The sequence below is a fragment of the Trichodesmium erythraeum IMS101 genome (genome assembly GCF_000014265.1).
GTDB lineage: Bacteria > Cyanobacteriota > Cyanobacteriia > Cyanobacteriales > Microcoleaceae > Trichodesmium > Trichodesmium erythraeum.
On sequence record NC_008312.1, the window covers coordinates 6,822,529 to 6,845,993 of the forward strand.

The window sequence follows — 23,465 nt, forward strand, 5'->3', positions numbered from 1 at the left end:
ATCAACAACTCAATATCAAAAGAAACTAGTAAAAATATTGAACTACCACATTTTTTACTTTGTGTCAATAAACAACTAAGAATAATCTCAATCCTGAATTCAACTTAATTCCTGAGATTTATCTTTAAAGATATTTACATAACTAAATAATTGTTTAATAATCAATTAATATATTAATATTTAGTTATATCAGCCCAAGCATGACACCAGGAAAACGAGAAAACTTCAAAGCAACTACCTGTAAAGTTTTAACTAAAGCTGAATACTGAATGCGATATCTGTTGAAAAACAAATAACAATATCTATTTCAAAACTTTAATCTGTAATTGGCTGTATTGATAAATACAAATTAGATATTTTATGCCGGAATTTTTAATTTTAAAGGGAATAGGAAATAGGGAAGAAAAAATCAACATTCATATTAGATTATATCTCATTATTTTCCAAAATGCTGTAATGATTTTGATTAAAAAAAATTAGGCAAACCATATTTATAGCTATTTGTAACAAAGTTAACTGCTTTATTTTTCTATTAATGCACTATTAATTATACTGAACTTTGGAAATAGAAGTGGATAGGATCGAAATCATATTATAATCAAGACTTACACACCCAAATAAGAAAGCGGGTCTATTGTCCTGAGAATTATTTTTGAAATCACCAAATTTTATTGATCAACCCGGGTTATGGATAAGTCCGAATAATCTCATATTCAGTTGAAGAGTGAACTCTCTACTCCCTACTCCTGTTAAACACTTTTGATAGAGTTGATGGGTAATTTCGCTCCCTCACCTCTCCTTCACGTTCCATAGATGAGAGCTTCGCTCCTCATAGGACTGCTGATACTAGATATACGTTTAAGAATTTGCCGTTCAGAAGACTAGCTCCGACCCTTCTAGCAGTTCCACTAAACTCACCCAAACTTATATAAGTGCGATGGCATAATTTTGATCTGGCTTCAGTGTTTACACATCTACCACTGACCGCAGTCTGTAACTTATCTTCGTACACAATTTAGCCACAAAATACCAAGGAAGCTAAAGCTACTTATACACCTAGTTTTCCCTTGTTAACCGTAGCATTAAAGTTTCTGTCTACCTTCAAACCGCAGTTGCTACATTCATAAGTTCTCTTATGCAATGGCATTTTCTGTTTAAAACTAAATTGAGAAAAGATTTGAGAACAGTAAAAGCATATTTAGAAGTAACTCAAACTACTCGAACCTAAAAGTTGGGCTCAAAAATTTACGATCCTATTTGTTACTCTACTCCCAAGCTTTCCTTATTTTTTTGGGGGGAGGTTAAGTTACAGTAACCAGAAAGTAAAAAGCAAAAACCTACCCTTGTGAACTACTCACTAGATCTGCAACCAAGCAAGCTAATTCCTCTGTTGGACCAAGAGGAGTAGTCATATGAAACTGAATAGTAGGATATATTTGGGATAGTTGATTAACTGTATCCGCGATCGCGTCAGTAATTCCCCCATTAAACAGAAAGTAAGGCAAAATTCCAATTTTTTTATATCCCTGTTTCATTAAGATATCAACCCTAGACTTGAGATCAGGAGGAACAGACCAATAAGCTGTACACACTAAAACTTTGCAACTACTACTGAGAAACTGGGAGATTTTTTCCACAACTTCATTACTCTCAGTGCGGCGACTACCATGAGAAATAATGACCCAAGCTTCAGCTATAACAGAAGTCATTTTAGTTGCGAGTAGATTTACCATTTTGGGATGGGAACCAATATAAGGGTACAAGTTTACTTTAATTGGAATATTAATTTCTAATTTCTTTTCAAGCTTCAAGTGACTCTTTTCTTCGTGCAAAACTATCTTAGAGGTTGCATTTGCTTTTACTCGCTCTCGGAATATCTGAATTTCCGCGGGAATATCTTCGGTGACATGAACTCCCGGCAAAAGAAATAAAGGTATAATTTGGATTTGACTAATATGGAGTGCTCGTATACTTTGCCAAAAATCCTCTATTTGTTCATGTAAAGGTTTCGGTCCAAGTTCTAATACACCTGTAGTAATCATAGGATATCTTAGTATATTGTTATGCTGCCTAAAATATTTACTTAAAGTTGTTTGTTTAGATAAAAGATTAGCTAGTGTCTGTAATTCTAGCTTTGGTCGTGGGTCACGGCTACCATGAGATACTAAGAAATATGTTGATAAGTAGTTATTCATAAATAAGTCGTTGACAAAGTTCATTTAATGTTTAATACTTAATAGATACTCTCAAAACTTTAAAATTAGGTTTTTTAGTACTCGCTAAAAGCTGATTACTCTAAGAAAATAATAAAAAGCAAATATCAATTTTAACTACTAATTAATCTCTTGATAATTATTTGGAGAAAATCACATTTACTAATCATAATTTTTTGATCACATTATTGCTCCCTTTAAATATAAGATTATTTCATATACTTTTTATTTTGTCAATTATGTAGTAGTTTTTTGATTGTAGGGAGGGACAAATATATTTTTTTACTTTTAATCAAGTCGGGATTAATTCTTTAGCTTGTAATTGAGTAATTAATTTTACTCATTCTGTTGTATGTGGCAAAGGAAAGCTTAATCTTTATCATTGTAGGGAAGTTTGAGTAAGTTTTTTTAGAAAAAACTACTCAAAAAAACTACCGACGGCAATGCTAATAATTATAATTATTTCTAAATTTATGCGGCTGATAAATAGTTCAGCTTCAGGTAATTATAAATATTTATATACAGGTGAATATAAAGTGATTTTTATAATTATAATTCATGACATTTAGGAGTAAAAATGATACTTATATTTCATTGATAAAAAAACTGACTTTTATCGCAATATAAAGCTAACTAGATAGATTGTTTATAACAAAATAATTACTAATGTCAGGTTTTTCTATATAAAGATTATGCTAATTTAGAAGTTTTATTAGATGTATTTTGCTTCTAAATTATTTTTCCATTTTGTAAATATATTTCTAAGTTTTTAATATTTATTTATTGGCAATAAATTAATTACTGTTAATTATAAAATCTCAAAAAACAAGAGTATAAATTGGTATAATTACAGTCTTTTTTAATAAACTATATATACATAAAACTTGTAATCAAAACTGTTTTCTGGGAAGATTAATTACTATAGTAATAGAGATTTCCTCTACAAAAAAATCTATTAAAACTAATTAATAATCTTATTGAGGTACAATAATATTTTCCAGCTTAATATTCTGGCGAATAACATTTTTACTATGTATATAGTTAATAAACTATAGCAAACTAATCAGTATTTTCTTAACATAACTATCTGTAGTTGTGTCTTATGTTGCTACTATTTTAGCGAGAGTTTATCCTCTTATCTAAGTAAAATTTATCTGCTCTATCAGCAAAATTAGCATATAATTTATATATGTGGCTATGAGTATCCCCTAATTCTGCCAAAATGCCTGCTTCTCCTTGAAAGAATTTTGCTGTTTTTTGGTAAAGATGGAGATTATTGGTCACTACTTTAAGTTGCTTAATTACCCAGGAGCAACCACAAGATATTTGGGTATTTTTACTAAAAAGATTTTCCCAAATCTAACACTACTGATGGTTCATACAACTCTTTGCAGGGATTGTTTAAAACTAGAGGTTTAAAATCAATAAATATTACCAATTTTTTATTATTTAAAATCACATACTTATAGGCTATATAACAAATAAAAAAATGAGAAAATTATTAGGGTTAACTTTTTTAACAGTGGCAATATCTGGCTTTTCTACAGTAAAATTTCCTCTTGGATTAAATAGTTCGATGTCTTTTTTCAGTCTGGTTAATGCTGCTGAAAAAGATGACAAGATTCAGACAAAATATCTTCCCAATAATCAGGATAATAACAAAATAAAATTTGGTGGTAAAAAGTTAATTAATCCCATAGTACCTATTTCTGAAAAACCATTAAATTTGCATTACCTTAAATTTGACAATATGACTTTAAAGTCTTTAGATTTATTTGGTAATGCTTTCTTAAAATTATCTATTTTATCAAAGCAAAACATTTTCAAAGAACTACCAGTCGGTCCGTCTCAGCCTCCCACAAGACCGTTAATTGATGTTCGCTTAAATAAAGGTAGTCAAAAAAAAGAAATTAATAAATTACCAGCATCAAATATTCAAGAAGATCCCAAGTTTAAATTAGTGATGGAGTATGCCATAAAACAGAATCTTGCTCAACTTTCTATGGCAGAAATTATGCAGGCGATCGCTGCTTATTTTATTGATACTCCTTACAAAGCTGGATTATTAGACCAATCAAATAAAGAGTCCTTAATTATTACTTTGGATGGATTTGATTGTGTATTATTTGTGGAAACTGTATTGGCAATGGCTAGGGGAATAGCGATGGAAGATTATTCTTATTTGACCTTTATTAATCATATTAAAAACCAGCGTTACTGGAAGGGTAAAATGGATGGATATTGTAGTCGTTTACATTATTTTTCTGAATGGATTGCTGATAATCAAAGGCGTGAAAATGTTATAGATATAGCTATTAAATTAGGTGGAAAAATGGTTAATAAGCAATTATTTTTTATGAGCAAAAATAGATTAAAGTATCCACAAATTGCTAGGAATGAGGTTAACTATCAGTGTATTGTTAGTATGGAAAATAGTATTAGTAAACTTAAAATAAATTACATTCCTTACTATAGAATTAGCAGTATTTATTCTCAGCTAAAACCAGGAGATATTGTTGCTGTAGCGACAGAAATTAATGGATTAGATGTTACTCATACAGGCTTAGTTTATCGTAATTCTGATGGTAATATTGGTTTTATTCATGCTTCTCCTGCTGGAAAAGTAACTGTTGCTTATGATTTAGAAAGATATATTTGGAATGTGGAAAGTGCTATTGGTATTTTAGTGGCAAGACCTGTCGATCCAAGGTTTGAACTTCAGCACTATAATTAAAGATGTTCTAATACATTTATTACTATTGGTAGGCTTTTTTCAGATTGCGCTTGCTCATAAGCAAACTCTAAATCAAACATTTAAACTGATATAATATAGTTTTTATGATTTTTTTTTGCTAATATTTTCTAAGGCTACAGAGATGACTTTAGTATTATCTGTAATTAGACAAAGATACTACTATAAAGCAAAAATAGGAAGATAAAAAACTTTGTATTTTTCTTCCTACTTCTTATTTCTTCCCTCTTACTTTTTTATATAATTTCGCTACGAGAAGTTTTAGTTTTTCTCTGAGGATTAGCTGTTAATTCTGGTGACAATGACTCAGCATTACCCCACTTTTTCACAATATCTCTTAGTAAAATTTCTTGTTGATTTCTTAATTGAGTTACACTAGGTCCTTTATTCAGAATTGTAAACCAAATAACTCCTTTTTCTTTGGTTGGTAAAGCACCTGCTAAACTACTAACATAATTTAGAGTACCAGACTTAACTACTGCAAAATTTGGAAGTTGTTTACGTTCATCTAAAATACCTTTATCTTTACCAACTATAACAAACGCATCTGCCACACTCATATTGTATTGCTGAAGATAATTATTAATTGCTAGAAACATTCCTGTAGCAGCCCTAGGAGAAATACGATTTTCTTCTCCTAAACCAGAGCCATTAATTAATTGAATTTCTTCTTTTGGTACTCCTGTCAATTCAGCAGCTTTTGTTGCAACTACTTGATAACCTCCTACAGCTTCAGCTAACATATCCGCCATTAAATTATTGCTATATTGATTCATTTTTTTGACTAGTTCTACTAGGGGAAAAGAATAATGCCTAATTAATAGTTTTATATTTTCAGGAGTACTGGGAGAAACTTCTACAACACCATCAATTATGACTTGAGGTTTTGGGGTTTCTGGAGGTAAAGTTTGATATTGAGTTAAAGCTTCTCTCTGCCAAATTTGACTATTTAATCCTTGTTTAAGTAAATTACCAGCAGTCTTAGCATTAGATTCAAAGTTCATATAAAATTTACCAGTAATAATGAGATTCCCAGTAACTCTTTGAATGCCTATTTTATTTAAAAGATTACCAATAGCGATCGCTTCTTCCCAAACAAAAAATGGATCTTCTCCTCCTTGAATAATTAAATCCCCATTTAATACACCATTTTCAATTTTTCCTGTTGTGGCAATTAAGGTAATAAATTGATGGTCAGGATTAAAAGTTTCTAAGGCAACTAAAGAAGTTGCTACTTTAGTAATTGAAGCTGCTGGCAAAGGAATTTTACCTTGATGATTTGCGAATAAAGTATCATTTGATTGTATCCAGACTCCTTGATTTTGTGGAGAAAAACCTTGAGTAGTTAATCTTTTTAAATATGTCTGTACTTCACCAGAGGTTATTGAATTTGAGTTATCTGTAGGTAATGTTAAGGGTTTTTCAGGAATTTTAATTGATATTTGTGATACTTGTGGAGAAAGACTTATTTTAGGGTTAGGAGATATTATTTCCGGTTTGGGAGATTGACATCCAGTTAGATATAAAAAAATACAGATAGTAGTTAAAGGTACTTGTTTTTGCATTAGTTTAATTTGAAATTATTATGGTAAAAATTTAGTAAATAAGTTGTAGGTTCCTTGATTTTAGAAAAGTAGCTAGCTTCTCCCTAGGAGTAACCAAACAGATAATATCATGTATTTAAATTTATCTGATTAGCACTTACAAATAAACTCGGTTGATCGAAAAAAAATTGTGAAGCATGAAAAACAATAGTCAGGGCAATAGACCCGATTTATTGTTTAGGTATTTACTCACTTAAGTTATATTTATTTTAGTTAGTTATCAAAAACTATAATTTAATAATTTACTTAATTTCACATAAATTTTATCATAAAAATAATATCTAATTTCTGCTAAAGTTAAAAGAATAAATAGTGGGTTAAACTATAAAAGTTGATCCACTTCTGATTGAATATAAATGGTTTTTGTCAATCTGTGCCAAGGAATCTAAAATCTAATATTATTATGAGTAATAAAATAGGTCAAACAACCCTGTTAAGTAATAATCCTTATATAGAATTAAATAATCAAGGCCAAATTATCACCTTCCAACTGACACAAAAGCGCCATATATTAGGACGCGATCGCCGCCGCGCCAATCTAGTAGTGCCCTCAAATTGGTTGCCCATCTCTAATTATCATGCCCTCATCAAGAAATCTGACGATCGCTACCATATTTATGATGGTGACGGTTATCGACCAAGTACAAACGGATTATTTCTCAACCAGACCCGCATTACTCCTTCAGAAGGTCATCCTTTGGAAAATGGCATAGAAATCAAAATCGGCCTAGAACCCCAAAATCAAATCTTGCTCAAATACTTTGAACCGAATAATTCTACAGCTTTAACATCTTTACCAAAAACGTCCTCAATATCTTTGCAAAATAGATCAGTATTACTTGGTCGGGATCCTGACGCTACCCTAGAGTTGAATGCTCCTATTATATCCCGTCATCATGCCACCATTGAGCCCAATGCTCAAGGTGAGTACGTTTTACAGGACTATAGTAGCAACGGTGTGTTTGTTAATGGGGTCCGAGTTCAAAGTACTATTGTTGTGACGGAGGGAGCAGTAATTAAAATCGGACCTTTTACCCTTATTCGTCGTGGGGATAACTTGGAAGTCCTCGACCCCGGTAACGAAATTCGTCTTGATGCCTATCGCCTCTACAGAATAGTTAGAGACCAACGGGGGAAAACACAAGTTTTACTAAATGATATCTCCCTTGCGATCGAACCTGGGCAATTTGTTGCTTTAGTCGGAGGAAGTGGAACTGGTAAGTCGACTTTGATGCGAACATTATTAGGAATAGACCCGACAACTAAAGGCCAAGTTTATATTAATGGTGAAGATTTAAGGAATAATTTTAATATTTATCGGACTCAGATAGGTTATGTTCCTCAAGATGATATTATTCATCCCGAATTAACAGTATTGGAAGCTTTAACTTATACTGCAAAATTACGCTTACCTCCAGATACTAATGTTCAAGAAGTAGTGGAAAAAACTATCGAACAAATAGAGATGGCAGAGAGAAAAAATATATTAGTTAGTCAGTTAAGTGGAGGGCAAAGAAAAAGGGTAAGTATTGGCTTAGAATTATTAGCAGATCCCAAATTATTTTTCTTAGATGAACCGACATCTGGACTCGACCCAGGATTAGATAAAAAAATGATGCAACTATTAAAAAAGTTGGCAAATCAAGGACGAACAATTATTTTAGTTACTCATGCCACAGCTAATATTAGAATTTGCGATCGCATAGTTTTTTTAGGTAGAAGTGGGCGTTTATGTTACTTTGGTTCTCCGAAAGAAGCTATGAATTTTTTCTCAATCAATACTGGTGACTTTGCTGATATTTACAATGAACTAGAAACCAGTGATGAAAATATTAATGAATGGGTCAATAATTTTCGTCAATCAGAATATTATCGGCGCTATATTTCCAATCATTTGAGTGTTAATAACTTAAAACCTCCTACTAACTTACCCCCCAAAAAACAACTCCCTTCTTTTGCTAAACAACTATTTATTTTAATTCAACGATATTTAAAATTAATTTTCCGTGACCCGATTAATTTAGGTTTATCTTTATTAACTGCTCCTATTGGTATTGGTTTAATTTTATTTGCAGTTAGAGATAAAAATCCATTAATTGGCGACCCAGAACCTACTTTAGCCCCTTTAGCTTTGCGAGTATTATTTGTATTTACTTGTGCCTGTTTATGGGTTGGTCTTTCGAGTTCTCTGCAAGAAATAGTCAAAGAATCAGCTATTTATATTCGAGAAAGATTGGTAAATTTAGGATTATTTGCTTATCTAGCTTCAAAAGTCATAGTTTTAGGATTATTAGCAATTTTTCAAACTTTATTAATAGCAGGAGTAATTATCTTGGGATTTGAAAGCCCCCAGCCAGAAATAATTTCATGGTCAATGGGAGTTAGTATTACTACTTTTTTAACTTTAATAAGTTGTATTAGTATGGGATTAATGATTTCTTCTATTGTTAAAAACGCTTCTCAAGCTAATAGTGCTTTACCCTTAATATTGCTACCTCAGATTATTTTTTCTGGAGTTTTATTTGAGATGAAAGGTATAGCTAGTAAATTTTCTTGGGTAATGTTAAGTCGTTGGTCTGTAGCTGCTTATGGGGCTCTAGTCAATGTCAATAAAATGGTTCCAGAAGCAACTAAATTACCAGATGGTAGTAGGGTTTCTTTACCATTTTCTGGTTCAGATATTTATAACCTTAACTGGGGAAATTTAGGTTTAAGTTGGGGAGTTTTATGTTTACATTCACTGATTTATTTAGGTTTAACCATTTGGTTTAAAAAACAGAAAGATATTATATAAATAAAACTTTTTATGAAAGCTGTAAAATTTGAAAAAATTTTAAAATATTAATGCTAGACTATTGAAGGTATGACTTTTTAAGACATAGCTTTCGTGAAAAGGTACTATTTACTACTGTTTCTTATTTCCTTGATTATGAAATATTGGCTAATAAAATCAGAACCAAAAACTTATAGTATCTCAGATATGAAACAAGAAAAAAATTGTATTTGGGATGGAGTCAGAAATTATCAAGCGCGGAATTTTCTCAGACAAATGAATCAGGGAGACTTAGCATTTTTCTATCATTCAAACACTAGATTTCCAGGCATTATTGGGATAGTAAAAATATGGGAAAGTGGCGTTACTGACCCCACTCAATTTGACCCAGAAAGCAAATATTATGATCCGAAATCTACTCCTAATGCACCTCGGTGGCAAACTGTTTCTGTGGAATTTGTAGAAGAGTTTCCTAAGTTAATATCTTTAGCTGATTTGAAACAACAATTTACTGGGGATGAATTGTTAGTTGTGAGGAGAGGAAATAGATTATCTGTAATGCCTATTCATGAAAATGTAGCAAAGAAAATCTTAGACATGAAAAATAATTAACCCTAGACATATTCGATATTGAATGTAGGAAAGTTTCATGGAATTTTCCTATCCTGTGGAATACAGGGCCAACAGCTATCGGCTAGACTCCTGAGTCCAAATTTTGCCATTCAGTTATGAGTTATTAACTCACTTTTTTCTGCCCCTAGTTATTCTGCTATTTTATGATAAAATAACTTAAACCATTAAATATTATCAAAAGTTTATGGCTGTAACAATCCCTATCCTTAATCCTTTCTTAACAAATAATTTCGCCAAGTTAATCTTGCTGTGCATTGTTAACAATTTAGTATCGGCTATTCAATATTCATAAATTTATAACCAACTGTTAAAACTTAAAAAAACGATCAAGATTATTTATTGGAGTAGGAGGTTTTTGAGAGATGAAAAAAATCTTGTATATACATATAGGAACTGGTAAAACAGGAACCAGTTCAATACAAAATTTTTTATCTGAGAATCAAAAAAATGGCAGGTTATCAAAGCACTTTAATACAAGGTATTGTTTCTCGGGTCGTCCCAATATTCATAATATATTGTTGTGTAAAAATTACCAGAGGGGAAATGAGAAGACTCAAGAGTTGATAGATGCAAAGATTCGTGAATTGAGAAAGGAAATTTATCAAAGTTCAGAACAGTTATTTATTATTAGTTCTGAGTATTTTCCCGGAAACACTCAAGATGAGATTCATGAATTAGTAAATACTGTAAGTGATATATGTCAAGTTAAAATTATTGTTTATTTAAGAAGGCAAGATGACTTTTTATGGTCTTGGTATACTCAACTTGTCAAGACAACTAATATATTTCTTGATATATACAAATTAAAAGATAAATTGTATAAAGGCCCGCAGCAGGTTTTCAACTATGAAACAAGTTTAAGAAAATGGGAGAATATCGTTGGGAAAGAAAACATATTAGTCAATATTTACGATAGGAATAATTTTAAGGAAAATTCAATATACTTTGATTTTATTCACAATTTAAATATTGACTTAGATCTGAAAAAAATGATAGTTCCAGAAGAGGTAAATCTAAGCCTTCAATGTGAACAAATATGTCTGATACGAACACTTATTCCTTATGTGAGTGAATGGAATGACGAACAACTAAAAATGTTGCAAAAACCACTTAATATCCCGTTTTTGTATACCAAAAGTCTCCTTTCCCCAAGAGAACGAAAAGAAATTTTAAATGACTTTAGACAACACAATGAATTTGTGGCTAGACGATATCTTAATCAAGAAAATTTGTTTGATGAAAATATTGAAGATGAAGACACATGGAGAGAACCAAATATATTTAGTTCTGGATATTTTGAAAAATATATTGATTATATCAAAACCGAAAAAAAGACGTTGTTTGAATTACTGCAACCGATATTAAAGAATGTCAACAGAATGAAAATCAAAACAGTGAGAAATATGTTATTAGTTAATAACATATTTATAGTTGATTGGACGGAGAAGGCGGGTTGCACCATAGTATGTAAAATGTTTTTTGATGTTATGGGGATACTCCAAGAAGCCTTAGACTATAATAGTTGGATACATAATTATCGACAAGATAAATTTTATGAAAAATTTGGTAAAGTAACGGAGGATATGCTTTCTGGGGACAAGTTTGTGAAAATGAAATTTGTCAGAAATCCATATACCCGTGCAGTTAGTTCTTATTTTGCTGCAAATGAAAACAATAAACAATATTTAAAAGGATATGAACATCTTGATTTGTCATTTTATGATTTCTTGCTTTTAGTTAAGCAGAAAAAAATAGTTAATGATCATTGGAGAACTCAATATCAAGAAATTGAATCCAGATTTAATTTTGATGAAATAATTAAAATTGAAAATATTGAACAAGAGGTAAAAAGACTGAATCAAAAATATAGTCTTAATTTACAACTCCATACACATTCTAGCCACCATCATAAAAAAGATAAAAATAAAAGTGAATTTGTTGGCAGAAAAAAGTATAGTGAGTTGGAAATTTCTGGTACTATTCCAGATTATAGAAACTTCTATGATGATGAAACTAAGTTACTTGTGAGTGAAATTTATGAAAAAGATCTTAAAACTTATAAGTATACATTCGATCTGGAAAAAAATCAGGAAAGAATTAAAGCAGAGAATACGGATAAAGATAAAAAAATGAAACACAATATCAATTACATTACAATTTGGGAGAACGAATGGAATTCGGTTTATGCTGACGAATTTCTAATTAAAGCTGCCAATTCTGATATTAATACTGTTGCCTTTGACATGCGGTGGCACAAGCACGAAACAAATGAAGGAAATTTTGATTTTTCTCATACTCAAGACAGATGCGATAAACTCATTGAGCATGGGTTCAAACTTATGCCATTAATTTCTATCTTTTATTGTCCGAATTGGGTTCATGAAAAATATCCTGATATAGTTGAGTTGAACGAAACCTTCGGTGCCATAGGCTCGGGTCATAAAGGTGTAAGTTCTGCATACGAAAAGTCATTGCCCTTGGCACTCAATTTTATAGATAAATGCATTGATGCACTGGAATGCTATAGACAGGATATAACAGCAATAAGTGTTTCGTGGAATAATGAACACGAAACAAAATTTACTCAAACACATGATTTGTTTAGACCCTATGAAAAGTCTGCTCAAGAAAAATTCAGATTATTTATTGAGAAGAAAAATAGTTCAATAAAATATTGGAACGACAGGTGGAATACTTCCTTTGATTGTTTTGCAGAAGTAACTTTACCCACATTACGATGTGAGAACAAAAAACAAATTGAGCAATTTCAACTCCAGGGGCAATTTATATTTGATTTTTACGCATTTAGAAGATTTTTGCTTGTTAACATATATCAAGGTTGTTGTGAACGAATAAAATCTCATCAGTATAAAACATGGCTGCATTTTGGTGAAATATTTACCTGTATTGATGCAATATATCAAGGTGATGTTGTGTTTGATATGATCACAGAAAATTGGTTGGATATCGTGGTTATAGATTCAAATTTATCTAAGATAGGGGTTGAAACAAATGACCCGTTCGTTTCTTATGTAATTGTTTCTGCTTGTCAGCAATACGATAAACCAGTGATATTTGAAGTTGCGGTGGAGCGCGATAAATCAATTGAGGTGTATAAAGAAAGTATTCTTTGGGCACAAAAAAAGAATGTAGACGGGCTAGGACATACAAATTTTATGAACCGGAAAAAATTTCATTGTCTTTTTCAGAATTCATCTCTTGCCGCAGGTATGGATGGTGTTGAGTCAACAAAACATTTGCTTTTGATACATCCTATTCGTGGATGTGGTGTATTGAGGCAAAGACAACATATTGTGGGAGCAATATCAGTAGATCCTGTTCAAGATTATTTGATGGGTGAAGTTAAGCACTGGTATGACAGAGGATTTAATGTAGATATTATCGGAGATCCTTTACTATTAAATAAGATTAATCAAGATGTTTATAATGAAATAGTTTATTTGGAACCATTGGCGTTATTGTCAGTTGACAAGAAGCATATTTCAGATTTTGTGGAAAGGTTGCCGAGTGACAAACCGTATTATCATAAGAAGTTGGATCGAGCATTCTTTGAACATCAAACCGGGTTTGATGGTGAACCTTTGGAATTTTTATCTTTTGAAGAATAATCATTATGTATTTTATTATTTATTCAGAAAGAAAAATAATATTTGGATGGTCAGCAAAATGTGGTTGTACTCATTTTAAAGGAATTGTTTGGAATCTTTTATACGATGAAGAATTAAAAGGCGCAAGAGTACATGAAAAAAAGGCTAGAGACAAGCTTCCAAGTGATATCGAAAATTATATTTCCGTTTTAGTCATACGAAATTCTTATGAAAGATTAGTTTCAGGTTTTTTGGATAAATACAAACCACGTGGACAATACAGGAATATATGGAAATGCGAACCATTGACCTTTACCAAGTTTGTAGATGAATTGATTAAACCAAATTGGAAGGTTATAGAACAACATCATTTTACTCCACAAATAACTGAAGATTTCAATGCAGATAAATTATTAAAAAGCAAAGGTCTAAAAATTTTTGACGTTGTTGATATTGATTATAATTTTCTTGAGAAACTATACAACAAAAAAATATCAGATTTTTCAATAAAACAAAAACATCAAAATTATCGCAAAGCAACGGTTGAAATTAAACAACCAATATATGACTTGAATATTGATGATTTTTTTGATAATTATGTACCAACACAATTTTTTTATAGCGAGGACATTAAAAATAAAGTTTATAATTTTTATATTGACGATTTTACATTTTTCAAAAATAACGGATTTGATTATATATAATTTACATTTAGAATTTTTATCTTTTGAGGAAGAATAATGGACGCATACGTATCACATGACAAAAAAATTGTCGCATTTTGGACTCCGAAATGTGCCTGCACTGCGGTTGTGTTATGGTTTTATTATAATGTACTTGGACATAAGCACGCCAAACAGGATCCTAGAATTTTACTGCATAAAAATAAGCATCTCATTTCTTTTGAAGATGGAAAGCATTTGGTTGAAAATGAAAAATACACAGCCATAGGGTTTGTCCGTGATCCAATAACAAGAAGTGCATCGGCATTTTTAAGTAAGTTTTTATATCGTTCCTGTGGTCAAACATTGCTAACATTTGATTCACTTGAACCTTTTGCCAAGAATTTATTTAAACAATACAAGCAACACAATAAAATAAAAGACAAGGAATATTTTGGATTTTCCTTTTATGATTATTTAAATATAGTTTACCATTTACAAAATACAGGTGCAAGGATTAATCCTCATTGGAATGTACAATTTTCCGGCGACATTGACTTTGATTTTCTTGTCAGGGTAGAAAGCTTTACTAAAGACTTGAAAAATGTTAATCAAACTCTTGGTCTTGGAAATTATATTCCTCGAGAGGCAAATAAACTGAAACCTTCGGGATGCCATAAATGTGAAAAAATGGTTGATAAAGAACCGTCCGTAAAACTTTTACAAGATAAGTTGATTGTTGACAAGAAGAGTATATTATCAGATGAGTGTATAGGTTTGATTAAGAAGATTTATTTAATTGATTTTGAAAAGTTTAATTATTGATTCAAGAGAACATTAAAAATGATGAAATACATACTAACTAATATACCAAAATATATTATTGACTCAAAATATGACGATCTACTCTCCCCTGAAATGCCATCTGAATCTATTGTCAAAAGATTTGGAAATGCAGGAAATTGCATGTTTTGGGAGTCTACAAAAAAAATCATAAACAATCAAACAAATTTGGAACTTTTGAATTTATTACATGATTTTAGAGAAAATAAAAATTATTACAAAAATAAAATTGAGATGGTTGTCATTGTAATGGCAAATGGCATCAATATCTTACCTAGGTCTTTTAACATTTTTAATGTTTTTTTTAATTCAATCAAGGATCTCAATTGTAAAAAATATTTGTTTTCCATTGGTGCTCAATCAAGCACACTTGAATTCAGAAAATTTTCCGATCAAGAGAAAAAAATATACCTTAATTTTCTTTCTTGTTTTGAATATGCATTCCTAAGAGGTCAATACACATATGACTTGCTTAAATACAACGATATCCCGTTAACGAATTGTGAAGTTGTTGGATGTCCTTCAATTTTATTAGAACCAGTTGATACGGACGAAATGAAGATTAAATTTGAAAAACTCAAGAAACAAAACGTAGATGAAATTAAAATAGGAATAAATTATCCAGGCCATCATCAGCACCCTCAATTGCGCAAGCATTTTGTCTGTATTATGCATGATCCAAATGTTTACACTTTAGCAGTTAATGAGCCAAGAATGTACGACTTTATCAACAAAGGTAAATCATTTCCATTACTTAAATATTCCGATGAAAAAAATATTGAAAAAAATAGAAACAACTTTATTTTTAGTGGTAATGTTTTTGAATCAATAGAGTTTTTCAGAAATAATGCCAACCTAATGATAGGAACTCGAATTCACGGAACCATTTTGGGTTTAATGGCAGGACTACCCTCTATGTGTTTAGTTATAGATAGCAGAACCTATGAATTATGTGAACAAATGAGAATTCCTTACATCAATTGTATTGAAAAAACAATAGAATTTCAGACTAAAGAGGAATTACTTCAAATATTCTTAAATAATTTTGATGCTACCAAATTAGATGGTCTTAAAGAAGTTATTGATAAAAACAAAAATAAATATTTAATCTCATAATTAGGGCTTGCTGAAAAAGTCTTTTTCAGGAGTAGGAGACCCACCCATAATATCTCCCAGGAGGAGAAGTAGGGACGTTGCATAACCAAAATGGGAACCTCCCTACAGAGGAACGGGGAGTTGGTAGAGGAGGTAGTTGGATATATTTGTCCCTTCATTTGTCTGCCATGGTCAGCCCTAAACCCTAACTTTTCTAAACCCTAACTTTTTAAGATTAAACGAGCAAAAAGCTGGTGTTTGACCCCAATAAGGCTAAAGCCTTTATATGTCAATGCTTTTATGATTAATCCAAAGCCATAATTAGTCATAAACACAAGTACATTTTGCTCCTGTTCATCGTCGGTAGTGGCTGTCCATGGAACATTCCTACTACTCTCTATTGCCTATTCCCTACTTCATAAACATTCCACCTCATAATGATTAAAATTATCCCTAAATTGATCAATGCCGAATTCTAATATTTAGATTTGTTGTTATCAAAGAATAAATTCCAGGATAACCCTCTACTTCAAAGCTGCCATATAGCCATGTATTCTTGCCTCATTATTTTTTTGTCTCATTATAATTACTTTTTCATCTAAATTTTTATCCCTTCCCCACTGGCTATCATGTTCATTTAGCAACTTTATTTGTTCGTAAATGTTGTCTTTATTAACCAACTCATACCCAAAAGTTTTTTGGAAAAATGAAGCCTCCTCCAGACTGCGACTGAAAATCTCCTCCGGCAAAAAATTATGTGAATGATACACCACTGCATCTCTCCCATACACCTTTCCATACCCCGCCTCAATAACTTGCCAAGCCCAAGCCTGATCCTCTCCAAAACTAATCTCTGGATATGGAATTTTTTCCCAAACACATCGACGCATACAGGAATTATTGTCGCTGTAAAAATGAAGTTTTTGTTTCCAGGACAAATCTTTGTTCTTATATAGCTTGAAATTTGTATTCTTATCAAGGTACACTGGTAGTTCATCAAAAATCTGAAAATGGTTTTCCAGGTCTCGCTTAGTAAAAGCATCTGCATCAGGATATGCTAAATGCTTGCCAAATATCCCTGCCGCATTAGGAAAATTTTCTAGTGTAGTCACCAGATAATATAACCAATTTTTATCCACTGGCAGAGCGTCATGGGTCAAAAAAGCAATATTTTCCCCTTCAGACAAAGATGCCCCCAAGTTCCTAGTCTTACCATGCTGAAACTCGGACTTAGGTATCTCGTAAAGTCTAATTACTGGGTCTGCCTTCATCCATTCTAAGGTTCCATCTGTTGAGCCACTATCAATAACTACAATCTCAAACAACCACGGTGTGACTTGCTCCTTCACCCTTTCTATTACCTGTTTAAGCAACTCACCACCGTTCAAGGTTGGTATAAAAACAGAAGCTTTTGGTTTAGAGGGTTTTGCCTTAACAACTATGGAATTTGGCTTTTTTTCAAGAAGCCTATTTTGAATAAAACCGTTTATCTTAGCTACTTCTTGTTCCCATGTAAACTGTTTTACCCATTCTGTTGCTAAATGTGCTTGTTCTTCACGGGGAGTTTTTGAGTCCATTAACTCTACAATAGCATCAGTGATATCCAGAGGAGCCGGACCGGCTAACCTTACTACCCCTGGGGGAAATACAACTTCCGTACTTTCACCAGCCAGTTCTATCACTGGTAAACCACAAGCCATCATCTCTTGAGGAACTAATGAATAATTAGTTGATGAAAATACAATACCAATGTCACTATCTTGGTAAAGTTCCCTTAGCTGTTGGGCAGTTAAAATTCCATGAGACTTAAACTGAAAAGGTGCACGATCAAAATTAGTATTCCCCCCAAAGAAATGCACTTCAAAATCTTCTCTATAAGTTGCTAACTTTTCTAATGCCAGCAACCCCAATTCAACAGCTCTTCTCTCTGTGCCACGACGATAATAAAAGGCAATTTTGACAACATCATTAACTTTTTCATCTGTTTGAGGAAAATAAACCGAAGTATCCACTGCTAGCCAAAACTTACAAGCCCAAGAACCGTATTTTTCAGACATTATTTTTTCTAGCCACGGCCCTGCACAAATGCAATCTAGTTTATAACTATAAGTCAAATCAGCCAAAAGTGCTTTTGTTCCTTGGGGAGAAAAGAACCGCTCGTAGTCTTGAACAAAGTAAAATCTGTTGTGGAAATTAGGATTGGAGACAGCAAACTGGACCGAACCCCAATCTGTGGCAATAATAACATCTCCTGCTGCACTCTCAAACTCTTCCCTGCCGATAATAAACTTGACTTCTACCTGTAAAGTTTGAAAATACTTTAATATAGTCTCTAATGCCTCTGTTTCAAACTTATGAACAACTGGTTGGTATATCCAGAGAGTATTGTGATGACCGAGTTGACCTAGTAATTTGATAAATCGGAATATTGTCATGTGTCCCCCAGCACCGGGAGAAAAGTCACAAGTCACCCAATGTAGATTAAGACAATTTAAGTCGAAATTGTGGGAGGCGGATAGTTCTGTGTATGAGTAGTCTATAAAAGCTCGCTTATCAGCTTCGTGTACTAACCGAACAAACCGATCTGTATTATTTATTGTCCCTATCTCTGACTTGGAAAGTGCACTTGCCACACTTTTTGCTTTTGGCAAATTAGCCATGTCAGGATTTAGTTCTGTCGCCTTTTGATAAGCTTCTTCAGCCTCCCCATCTTCCTCCAACTGCCATAAAACATCTCCCAACTGCTGCCAAACTATAGCCGACCTAGGATATAACTCCACAGCTTGACGCAGCTCAATCACAGCCTCCTCCCAATGCTCCAATTGCATCAAAGCATACCCAAGCTGGTGCCGAACTGGTGCGAACTTAGGATCAACCTCTACCACCAAACGATACTCAACAATAGCCTCCTCCCATTTTTTTAACTGTAGGAAAGCATACCCCAGAGAATGGCGCACCTCCGCCCCATCAAAACCAAAATCTATCCCTCGTCGATACTCAACAACAGCCTCCTCCCATTGTTTTAACTGTCCCAAAGCCTTCCCTAAACCAAAGTACACCTCACCAGACTCCCCAGAGAAAGCTACAGCTTGACGATATAAAGCCACCGCTTCACTCCATCTTCCTAACTTACCTAAAGCTACTGCCCAACTGATACAGCAGTTAACCCGATATGGATAAATTTCCCAACTCTGAGAATATAACTTTATTGCATCAGACCATTGCTCTTGACCAGACTTAGCTTCTGCCAAATAAAAATAACCCTCTGCCTGTAGAGCTCTTTCATATAACGTTCCTACTTTTTCATCCAACACCCTCAATGCCTGATGAATACATTCAACTGCTTCAGACCATTGCCTCAACTTCACCAAGGCAGCTCCCAAACCTAGATAAAACTCAGGCACATTTTTGTTTAAATCGATCGCCCGACGTAAGTAACCCACAGCTTCCTGAAACTGGCCTTGCCGACTCAATGTTATCCCCAATTTGTATAGAAAACAGTGGGATTGCGGATCTATGGCCACAGCCTGACGAAAAGAAGCGATCGCTTCTTCTATCCGCCCAGTTTTCTCAAGAGCTTCCCCTAAATTTTGGTAAGACCAGGTAAACTGGGGATTTTCTTCTATGGCTTTTTGATAATAAGCGATCGCCGACTCGAATTTTCCCTCCCGTAAGAGTTTGTTTCCTTTAGCAAAAGAAGTAAGAAGCATATTGATTTTAAATTTGCTATTTTAGATATAGACTTTAACTTCAAAATTCAATTTATCTGTAAATATTTTAAAATTTTTAAACAATTAATTATTTATATATTTAGAATACACCAAATTATCATAAAACCCAATCATGTCTGAGCTTCCTAAAACACGTTATTCAAAATTAATAGCTTATCTAGGCTTTGTTGCATGAAAGTAGTGATCGCCAAAAACTTCCTGATGGAAGTTAACTAGATTTTCACTTTGTGACTTTTGGGTTTACCTGTTTGAATCATACGGTTCAGCATGGCACATTGTATGAACAACTCTACTGCTTGGGCTTTCGAATTTTCCTCGTCGTAACTGACCTCCAAAGCTCACTTTGAGTCTAAACATTGTGGTTTCTGATAGAGAACGCCGATGGTAACCACTTTCATGCTTCCATTTTTGGCGTCCTACCTTTCTGATTCTTCTGAGGTTTTCATCTCTGGGATGAGGTGGGCATTTGCAGTTGCCGTGTTGACCTATTACTGCATTTTTCCTGGGTGGAATTGTTACTTTTGCTCCTAGTTGGTTAGCTTTCTGGTAACATTTATACTTGTCATAGGCTCCATCTCCTGATACTTGGGCTATTTCCCCATCTACTCCATTTCTCAAGTTCAGAAAATGCTTGTGAATCACTGACATCATTGGTAGTCACTACTCCACTGACAATCTCTCCTTTAGCCTCATTTACTCCTAGGTGTAATTTACCCCATGTACGCCGTTTACTGACACCATGAACTTTTGTTTTCCATTCACCTTCTCCGTAAACTTTCACCCCTGTAGAGTCTACTACTGTACGGAATAGTTTCATTAGTTGGTATAACTGGCAGTTGGATATTCAGTTTGAGCAAGGGACGGGATACAGTGCTATGGTCTGGTACTGGTAAATCTAAGTCCATCAATTGAAATATAGATTCGACAAAACCTTCAGTCTGTCGTCCGGCCAGACCAAACAATGATTGTATAGTGACCATAAATTCAATGGCCGTATTGCTATAGGTATTTGATGCCCCCCTACGTCCAGTTTTTTGTTGATTTACCCACTGCTCTATGACTTCATCATTCAACCAAAATGTGAGGCTCCCTCTCTGTCTTAGGGACGCATCAGACCTACGACCAGTTGCTGAAGAGGTACTTATACTTGGACTTGGACTTACTCATCTCTACCCTTACTATAGGTTTCTTGTGCCACACGCTTATTGTTACCATATTTTCTATCTTTATACAACAAAGCCCCGAGGAATTGCAAGTTACCACAGGAATTGAACACTTTTGTCCAGAAGTAGATAATTTAAAATATTTTCGCAGCAAGAACGCCGCTTTTGCCCAATATTTTGCAGATATGGAAGGTTTCGATCTAGTCCGAACGACTTGTATTTATATGAGAAGAGAGACTTCAGATATTTCAGTTTGGTACAACAACGAACTCATTCATCAATGTTCTGTTTTATTCGCTGGTCGTCATTTGTTATCAGATTTCTTAGAATTAAATCCCAATTTTTTTTCCCAACTATTCGAGCAGAATTTGAGAGACTGGAATCAATTAACAGAAGACAAATTCAGGGCAACGCTGGATGTATTTTTACGTCGAAAAAGCCAAAATTGGCTGAAAAATAAAAGAGACTTTGCCGAGGATGATCCTAAGTTCCAAGGCTTTATCCGCCTGATGGCAATTGGCATAGGGGGATTATACTACTATGTGGGAACAACATTGGGAGTGCTAGAACAGAAAGGAAAATACCAGAGTCGCGAAATTACTCCTGTTTATATTGGCGGAAATGGTTCTCAAGTGTTAAATTGGTTGGTTGAAGGGGGTAGGCTTCTTGCTGATTCAGAAATTAGCGATCTCCTGAGTCAGATGTTGAATAAAGGGTCTGGATTTAACGATCGCATATTGGAAAAAACGCGATTAAGTCAGAGACCAGAAGACGAGGTAGCTTGCGGTTTAGTATTGGATCGTGCTAAACTAACAGGATGGAATAAAAAGACTAAAGAACCGTTGATAGAATGGATAGAAACCTTGAAGTTTGAGGGGAATATTCGGAAATTAAAAATTCCTGATTTAGTACCGTTAAGAACATTTCTAGATTATTTTCATGTATCTTTAAAGGAGTTAGAGATAGAGGAAATTCTCCCGCTACAGAATTACGAACTGGGAGACGAACCAGGGGCAGAACCAGAATCTACTTATAACCAGACTCTCTGGCGAAATACCCAGATGGAGTTGACAAACATTTCATTGAAGATGAAGAGAGAAACTAATGACATTCTCCTAGAACCGCCCTTTATTATGGGACTGAAAGCTCTGTTAAAAGTTTTAGCTAAGGAGTGGGCAGATAAATAATCGTTTTTGGTTAGGAGTCTGGAGAAATTCCGCGTATGGTCTAATTTTCCCATTTGACTAACTACGTTAAATTATATCATTTTTTCAGCTTTTGCATTGAATTCAACAACCGTAAACCTATAGCTCAGGGGTGGGGAGTTGAATGCTCCCACTATCTAATAATTAATTTAATTTTGACAGTCCTAAATTAGTTAGGCTTTTCTCCAACACGAGTCCAACTAGAATGGGCAAACTGATGCACCTTAATGTTAACAAAGCCTGCTTCTTGCAGTAACTTATCTGGGTCAAGTTTTAGCCATTGCTCTTTATAGGGTTCAAAAAAGCCTCTGTATGAGTGTAATTCCCCAGTCAGCGCATCTGTTACAACTAACCGACCACCTGGAGAAATAATTCGCCAGCATTCTGCTAAGATGACTTGCTTAACTTCGTCAGGGCATTCATGGAGAAGATAAGTAATATTGACGGCATCAACTGAATTATCTGGCAGTTCTGTTTTTTCCACTAAGCCGTGTTTCCAATGTAGATTGGGAATATCCTGGTGGTACAGGCGACCAACTATAATCATAAATGGAGAAGCATCCCATGCGGTAACTGTAGCAGAAGGGATATAACGAGCAATAGCTGCTGCATCATCTCCAATACCTGCTCCCAAGTCTAAAATATAGCGAGCATCTTGGGGAAATAATTGGGCAATTTCGTCTCTGACTCCCAGTGATTTCCGTGGGTGGGCATTTTCTAATATGGCTTCCATTGCTATTCTATTGCCAACTGCGGCAGTTTCTGACAAGTATCCGCCCAGAACACTATGAAAAGGCTGAAGATAGTATTGAGGGTATTGAATTGTTTCAAAAGTAGATAATTCTGATTCCCAATCAATTTCGGCCAAATTTGGTGCTTCCTGAAACGGTATCCTTGTCATCACTCGCATCATGGCATCCTTAGGTGCACGAGAGTATAATTCATTTTGAATCTGTTTTCTCTGTCTATCTAAGTCTAGAGTTTTCCAACGAGGGTCAGGTTGTGATGCCAAATTGCTGAGAATTTGATCGACACTAGTTGCTGCAATTTCCATAGTTTTGTTCCTTTGAAAATTTCCTTTGAAAAGTTTTTGAGCTGAACCTTTATTATTGTAAATGAGACTTACGCAAACACACTAATTATAATGCAAATAAATGTAAATATCTGAAATTACAACCAAAAA

General features: G+C 33.6%; 14 protein-coding genes and 1 pseudogene. 8 read left to right on the top strand and 7 right to left on the bottom strand.

What is annotated here, in order from left to right:
* Positions 1 to 1,048: 1,048 nt before the first annotated feature.
* The 3 genes from TERY_RS33800 to TERY_RS33805 form a co-directional block, all read right to left on the bottom strand.
* Positions 1,049 to 1,198, bottom strand: coding sequence for a zinc ribbon domain-containing protein (locus tag TERY_RS33800; RefSeq protein WP_155994729.1), 150 nt, complete (start codon positions 1,196 to 1,198; stop codon positions 1,049 to 1,051).
* 139 nt (positions 1,199 to 1,337) lie between these two features.
* Positions 1,338 to 2,219 (bottom strand): CbiX/SirB N-terminal domain-containing protein, encoded by an 882-nt coding sequence (locus tag TERY_RS21390; RefSeq protein WP_011613740.1) that lies wholly within the window; start codon positions 2,217 to 2,219, stop codon positions 1,338 to 1,340.
* Positions 2,220 to 3,329: 1,110 nt separating this feature from the next.
* Positions 3,330 to 3,497: a hypothetical protein gene (locus TERY_RS33805; RefSeq protein ID WP_155994561.1), complete on the bottom strand. Its 168-nt coding sequence runs from the start codon at positions 3,495 to 3,497 to the stop codon at positions 3,330 to 3,332.
* A gap of 205 nt (positions 3,498 to 3,702) precedes the next feature.
* Here TERY_RS33805 and TERY_RS21395 point away from each other — a divergent pair, with 205 nt between their 5' ends.
* Positions 3,703 to 4,947: an N-acetylmuramoyl-L-alanine amidase-like domain-containing protein gene (locus TERY_RS21395; protein ID WP_011613741.1), complete on the top strand. Its 1,245-nt coding sequence runs from the start codon at positions 3,703 to 3,705 to the stop codon at positions 4,945 to 4,947.
* Positions 4,948 to 5,201: 254 nt separating this feature from the next.
* Here the strand turns inward: TERY_RS21395 and TERY_RS21400 are convergent, their stop codons facing one another.
* A complete protein-coding gene (locus TERY_RS21400) occupies positions 5,202 to 6,530 on the bottom strand; it encodes a D-alanyl-D-alanine carboxypeptidase (protein ID WP_011613742.1) in 1,329 nt (442 codons plus the stop codon).
* Positions 6,531 to 6,972: 442 nt separating this feature from the next.
* Here TERY_RS21400 and TERY_RS21405 point away from each other — a divergent pair, with 442 nt between their 5' ends.
* From TERY_RS21405 to TERY_RS21430, 6 genes are all read left to right on the top strand, one after another.
* Positions 6,973 to 9,363: an ATP-binding cassette domain-containing protein gene (locus TERY_RS21405; protein ID WP_011613743.1), complete on the top strand. Its 2,391-nt coding sequence runs from the start codon at positions 6,973 to 6,975 to the stop codon at positions 9,361 to 9,363.
* Positions 9,364 to 9,498: 135 nt separating this feature from the next.
* On the top strand, positions 9,499 to 9,954 hold the full coding sequence (locus TERY_RS21410) for an EVE domain-containing protein (protein WP_011613744.1): 456 nt from the start codon (positions 9,499 to 9,501) through the stop codon (positions 9,952 to 9,954).
* A 383-nt stretch (positions 9,955 to 10,337) separates the two neighbouring features.
* Complete coding sequence (locus tag TERY_RS21415) at positions 10,338 to 13,604, top strand: beta-galactosidase (RefSeq protein ID WP_011613745.1); 3,267 nt, start codon at positions 10,338 to 10,340, stop codon at positions 13,602 to 13,604.
* A gap of 5 nt (positions 13,605 to 13,609) precedes the next feature.
* Entirely contained in the window at positions 13,610 to 14,287 is a 678-nt protein-coding gene (locus tag TERY_RS21420; RefSeq protein ID WP_011613746.1) for a sulfotransferase family 2 domain-containing protein, read from the top strand.
* 36 nt (positions 14,288 to 14,323) lie between these two features.
* A complete protein-coding gene (locus tag TERY_RS21425; protein ID WP_011613747.1) occupies positions 14,324 to 15,070 on the top strand; it encodes a sulfotransferase family 2 domain-containing protein in 747 nt (248 codons plus the stop codon).
* Positions 15,071 to 15,088: 18 nt separating this feature from the next.
* Positions 15,089 to 16,204, top strand: coding sequence for a polysaccharide pyruvyl transferase family protein (locus TERY_RS21430; protein ID WP_044136990.1), 1,116 nt, complete (start codon positions 15,089 to 15,091; stop codon positions 16,202 to 16,204).
* A 503-nt stretch (positions 16,205 to 16,707) separates the two neighbouring features.
* On the opposite strand, the gene TERY_RS25825 is transcribed toward TERY_RS21430, so the two are convergent.
* Positions 16,708 to 19,893 (bottom strand): tetratricopeptide repeat protein, encoded by a 3,186-nt coding sequence (locus TERY_RS25825; protein WP_011613749.1) that lies wholly within the window; start codon positions 19,891 to 19,893, stop codon positions 16,708 to 16,710.
* A gap of 233 nt (positions 19,894 to 20,126) precedes the next feature.
* Positions 20,127 to 21,081: pseudogene (locus TERY_RS21440) on the bottom strand (IS5 family transposase).
* Between the two features lie 82 nt (positions 21,082 to 21,163).
* On the opposite strand from TERY_RS21440, the gene TERY_RS21445 reads away from it, so the two are divergent.
* Positions 21,164 to 22,264, top strand: a complete 1,101-nt coding sequence (locus TERY_RS21445) for a hypothetical protein (protein WP_052845853.1) — start codon at positions 21,164 to 21,166, stop codon at positions 22,262 to 22,264.
* Positions 22,265 to 22,451: 187 nt separating this feature from the next.
* Here TERY_RS21445 and TERY_RS21450 read toward each other — a convergent pair whose 3' ends face one another.
* The gene (locus TERY_RS21450) at positions 22,452 to 23,336 is read right to left on the bottom strand and encodes a methyltransferase domain-containing protein (protein ID WP_011613751.1); all 885 of its coding nucleotides are present in this window, start codon (positions 23,334 to 23,336) and stop codon (positions 22,452 to 22,454) included.
* Positions 23,337 to 23,465 lie beyond the last annotated feature (129 nt).

What these genes read in the sequence shown, in the direction of transcription:
- TERY_RS21390 (WP_011613740.1), bottom strand. Translation starts at nt 2,219, where the DNA reads ATGAACTTTGTCAACGACTTATTTATGAATAACTACTTATCAACATAT.
- TERY_RS21395 (WP_011613741.1), top strand. Translation starts at nt 3,703, where the DNA reads ATGAGAAAATTATTAGGGTTAACTTTTTTAACAGTGGCAATATCTGGC.
- TERY_RS21400 (WP_011613742.1), bottom strand. Translation starts at nt 6,530, where the DNA reads ATGCAAAAACAAGTACCTTTAACTACTATCTGTATTTTTTTATATCTA.
- TERY_RS21405 (WP_011613743.1), top strand. Translation starts at nt 6,973, where the DNA reads ATGAGTAATAAAATAGGTCAAACAACCCTGTTAAGTAATAATCCTTAT.
- TERY_RS21410 (WP_011613744.1), top strand. Translation starts at nt 9,499, where the DNA reads ATGAAATATTGGCTAATAAAATCAGAACCAAAAACTTATAGTATCTCA.
- TERY_RS21415 (WP_011613745.1), top strand. Translation starts at nt 10,338, where the DNA reads ATGAAAAAAATCTTGTATATACATATAGGAACTGGTAAAACAGGAACC.
- TERY_RS21420 (WP_011613746.1), top strand. Translation starts at nt 13,610, where the DNA reads ATGTATTTTATTATTTATTCAGAAAGAAAAATAATATTTGGATGGTCA.
- TERY_RS21425 (WP_011613747.1), top strand. Translation starts at nt 14,324, where the DNA reads ATGGACGCATACGTATCACATGACAAAAAAATTGTCGCATTTTGGACT.
- TERY_RS21430 (WP_044136990.1), top strand. Translation starts at nt 15,089, where the DNA reads ATGATGAAATACATACTAACTAATATACCAAAATATATTATTGACTCA.
- TERY_RS25825 (WP_011613749.1), bottom strand. Translation starts at nt 19,893, where the DNA reads ATGCTTCTTACTTCTTTTGCTAAAGGAAACAAACTCTTACGGGAGGGA.
- TERY_RS21450 (WP_011613751.1), bottom strand. Translation starts at nt 23,336, where the DNA reads ATGGAAATTGCAGCAACTAGTGTCGATCAAATTCTCAGCAATTTGGCA.